This window comes from Corallococcus aberystwythensis, from assembly GCF_003612165.1.
GTDB classification, from domain to species: Bacteria; Myxococcota; Myxococcia; order Myxococcales; family Myxococcaceae; genus Corallococcus; species Corallococcus aberystwythensis.
On sequence record NZ_RAWK01000476.1, the window covers coordinates 1 to 3301 of the forward strand.

General features: G+C 69.2%; 3 protein-coding genes and 1 pseudogene. 3 read left to right on the plus strand and 1 reads right to left on the minus strand.

The genetic code is table 11. The annotated features are described in order from the left end of the window. Positions 1-126: 126 nt before the first annotated feature. Positions 127-999: a JmjC domain-containing protein gene (locus D7W81_RS40525; RefSeq protein ID WP_120560657.1), complete on the minus strand. Its 873-nt coding sequence runs from the start codon at positions 997-999 to the stop codon at positions 127-129. A gap of 274 nt (positions 1000-1273) precedes the next feature. Here D7W81_RS40525 and D7W81_RS40530 point away from each other — a divergent pair, with 274 nt between their 5' ends. From D7W81_RS40530 to D7W81_RS40540, 3 genes and pseudogenes are all read left to right on the plus strand, one after another. Further along, entirely contained in the window at positions 1274-1543 is a 270-nt protein-coding gene (locus D7W81_RS40530; RefSeq protein WP_120560658.1) for a GlsB/YeaQ/YmgE family stress response membrane protein, read from the plus strand. A gap of 280 nt (positions 1544-1823) precedes the next feature. Continuing rightward, positions 1824-2897 (plus strand): glycoside hydrolase 64/thaumatin family protein, encoded by a 1074-nt coding sequence (locus D7W81_RS40535; protein WP_120560659.1) that lies wholly within the window; start codon positions 1824-1826, stop codon positions 2895-2897. A 25-nt stretch (positions 2898-2922) separates the two neighbouring features. Further along, a pseudogene (locus tag D7W81_RS40540) lies at positions 2923-3301 on the plus strand (hypothetical protein); the annotation flags it as partial.

Genomic DNA, 3301 nt, shown 5'->3' on the forward strand with positions numbered 1-3301 from the left:
TTGACGAGATGACCGAACTGCAGCACGCGCTGCGCTCGGGGCTTGGCTACTACCGCGCCCGGCCCCAAGCGGTGCTCAGTCTCCTCGGCTCTCCCTGGAACCCGACTCAATCAGTCGAGGCGTGAATCAGGCGGGCAGCAGGGCCCGCGCCCGGCGCACCACGCGCTCCATGCCGCTCTTCATGTGATCCAACGGCAGGAAGCGGTTCACCGGCGTGGGGCGGTAGCCCAGCGGCCCCAGGTGCTTGCGCAACGCATGGTTGGCGCGCAGCGCGCGCAGGTGCCGGGCCGTCTCGCGGGTGTTGAAGATGATGGACAGCGACACGGAGACGTCGTCCGCGCCGTTCTTCACGTAGTGCGGCGCCACGAAGGGGATGTGAAGCGCGTCCCCGGGACCGAACGCGTAACGCGTCGCCGTTGCATCAAACGTCTCCCGGTAGCTCACCTTGGAGCCGGAGCGCGCGACGAAGGCCTCCAGGTCCGGCGTGGGGACCACCTGTTCGTCCCACGCCTTCGAGACGTGCACCGCCTTGCTGCCCCGGAACTGCATCAGGAGCGTGGAGTAGCGGTCCAGGTGGAAGGGCGTGACGCTGCCGGGGGACGCGATGAAGAGGTAGAGCATCGGATCCACGGCCGTGGTGCCCACGCCCTGCGCGCGCATCAGGTCCTCCACCTCCGACAGGAGCGCGCGGTACAGCTCGTGGAAGCTGGGGTCCTGCTCCGGCGCGCGGAGCATGATGTACGAGTTGCTCGTCATCATGTTCTCCACGGTGTCCTTCAACGACAGGCCCGTGCGGTGGTCCACGTGCGCGCGGTCGAAGTCCGCGTCCTTGGGCAACAGGCCGGAGCTGAAGAACACGTTCTCCGAAGGCAGCCGCTGCACCACGCCCGCCAGGTTCTCCAGCTCCAGCGCGGGATGTCCCAGCAGCGTGTGACGGCACCGGAAGGACTCACGGTCGAACTGCAACGGCGACCCCACGGACTCGAAGATGCGCTTCACGAAAGTGAGCTCCTCGCTGCTTCCAGCGGCAGGTGTTCACTTGATGCCAGCAGAGCGCGCGCAGAGGTTCAAATTGGGGCGTTTTGCCCCGCGTTTCCGTGGGGCGTTTTGCCCCACGCTCCTCTGAAGGCAGTTCAACCCGTGGGATGTGCAACAGATTGGCTGCACCCGGCGCAGGCTGCCTGCCCGCCCTGCCGCCGCCCTTCGGGGAGGGGCAGGCGGCGCCGGGAATCATGCCCATCTTTCCTCCATCACCTCGCTGGGAGGAAAAGACATGGCGCTGGAGGCAATCCTGTTGTGGGCGGTGATCGGCCTCATTGCTGGATGGCTCGCGTCCGCGGTGGTCGGTGGTGGCTACGGCCTGATTGGAGACATCGTCGTGGGCGTGGTGGGCGCGTTCCTGGGAGGCTTCATCTTCCGGGCGCTCGGCACGGGAGCCCCCTTCGGTGGCATCGCGGGCACCATCTTCGTGGCGTTCATCGGAGCCGTGGTGCTGCTGCTGATACTCCGGGTCATCCGTTCGAGCACGGTCCGAAGGGTCTGAGCCGGACGGCCTGAAGATGCGGTGACTTCTCGCGCGGGGCGCATGCGTCCCGCGCGAGAAGCGTTTTGGGGCTGATGACGCCAGACACCAGGGGCCTGACGGCAGTCATCAGGACGGCGGCCTCCGGACCCCGCGGCGGCATCCAGCCCCTGAGCAATTCCGGGAGTTTGCCTCTTCGAGCAGCGCGTGGGGCGCATGGCATGCGCCGTGCTCTAGCCCCCCACATCGCTGAACCGGCCGGCGCCGCACGCCGTCCCCATCAATTTCGAGGATCCCCGCCATGGCGCTCTCCCCCCTGTCGAAGTCGACCGTTGCCAGCTCCTCCTTCTCGCCCCGCACGTCCGCCTCGGAGTTCGCAAGCCCGGTGTCGCGCCCCACGGCGGTGACGGCGGACGCGGTGAAGGGCAAGGGCGGTCCGGGTTCGCTCCAGGGGATGTTCCAGGCGGATGGCTTCGACGCGCCGGCGGGCGTGGGCAAGAAGGGCGCGCTCCAGGGCGGCAATCCCATGGAGCAGCTGGCCGAGATGGTCCAGATGCTGACGCAGCTGGTGCAGATGCTCGGCGCGCAGAGCGGCGCCGGTGCGGCACAGGCCAGCGTGCCGGGCGGCGTCGAGGGCGCGGCGCCGGCCGGCGTTCCGGACCTGGGCGGCGAGACGGCCTCCTCCGGCGGTGTGCCGGACCTGGGCGGCGAGGGCTCTGGTGTCACGTCCCCCCCGCAGGTGGCCTCCACCGCGCAGGGCGCTGAAGCCCCGGTGGCCCCCAAGCAGGAGGCGCCCGTCGCCGGGCCGCAGTCCGTGGGCGCGCCGGGCGCGTCGAAGGGCAAGAACACCATCACCCTCAACAACGACGGCGACAAGCCGATGACGGTGAACTTCACCCCCAACGCGGGCGAGAAGGCCATCGACTCCGTCACGCTCAAGCCCGGCGAGAGCAAGACGGTGCAGTTCCCGGACAACTGGTCCGGCAACTTCCGCAGCGACAACGGCGACGGCAAGAACGCGACGCTCGGTGAAGTGAAGTTCGACGGCGGGTTCGGGAACACGTACTACGACGTCAGCTACATCGAGGGCCACAACGCCGCCATGACGATGCAGCCCGAGGGCGGCGGCCGGCTGTCCGGCACGATGGAGGACCTGCTCGCCTCCGCGCCTGACTCCGTGAAGGCCAAGGGAGCGGACGGCGCGGCGTACGGCATCAAGAAGAGCACCACGTCCAACGTGCAGGATCCGGAGGTGGTAGACTTCTTCCGCAAGCACGTCGGCGCGGATCAGGGCTACGTCATCCCCACGGATGACGCGAGCACGCTGGGCAGCAACAACAGCAACCTCGTCGTCCACATGAAGAACCTGGCCTGATTCCCCCCCTAGCGAGGCCCCGTCCATGAGTGTCCGCCTTCCGTCTGGCCTTCCCCGCCCGGGCCTGCCCCTTCAAGGGCCCGCCGCGCAGGAGCAGGGTGAGAAGGCGCAGCAGTCCGGAGAGCCGAAGACTCCGGGCAAGGCCACCGGGAAGGGCGTCCCCGCCAAGGGAGGACCCGCCGTCAAGGGAGGCACCGCGAAGGGCGCCTCCGCCAAGGGTGGCGCGGAGCAGGCCGGTCCCCAGGACGGCATGGACTCCGCCCGCTCGGGCGGGACGGAGCGCAACGAGGGCGGCGGCGCCCGGGGCGCGCAGCAGCACGAAGGGATGGCGGCCGGCACGTCGAGCGGCGCCGCCAACCTGGGCACCCTGGAGCAGCCCCCGCCTCCCTCCGTCCAGACGGCCC